1 protein-coding gene is annotated in these 602 nt (G+C 68.1%); it reads right to left on the minus strand.

What is annotated here, in order from left to right:
• A partial coding sequence (locus tag AC4FQ5_RS19925; RefSeq protein WP_491146383.1) for a hypothetical protein occupies nt 1-602 on the minus strand: 602 nt, incomplete at both ends.

The following is a 602-nucleotide window of genomic DNA, read 5'->3' on the forward strand; positions in this document are numbered from 1 at the left end:
GTCGGCGAAGGCCATCGAGTTGAGGGCGACCCCACTGTCGATGACGGGACCGACGCGGACGGCCGTGATGGTGCCGTCGTCGTCGAGCCGGTCCGCGTCGACACGGTAGAGCTGGGCGGCCTGCGCGCTGCTCGACACGAAGTAGAGGTTGCCGAGACTGTCGAAGGCCACGTCTCCATTCGCGCCGGGAGCGCCCGGCGCGGTCACGGAGATGACGCTGTTCGACACGGCGTTCGTGGCGGGGTCGTAGGTCGTGAACCGGAAGGAGGTTCCGGCGTCCTGCCCACCGAAGTACAAGCGGCTGGAGACGGGATCGACACCCCCCATGGTGCCCGCCACGCTCGCGCCGCTTCTCGGGGTGGTCTCCCACGCCTCGATCGACGCGGTGTACTCGAAGATCGTCGACGTGTTCGTGAGCATCAGGGTGTTCCCATCGCCCGAGACGCCGATCTGGTTGAGACCCGTCGCGCCCTCGGGGACGGTGAGGATCGTGTTGGTCGCACCGGTGGCCCGGTCCAGGGCGACGATGTTCGACGAGTTCGACTGGGTCGCGAGCATCTCGGTCTCGTCGAACGGGTTCGCCGCGACAGCCGCTTGGGGCG

The organism is Chryseobacterium sp. DT-167 (genome assembly GCF_058310155.1).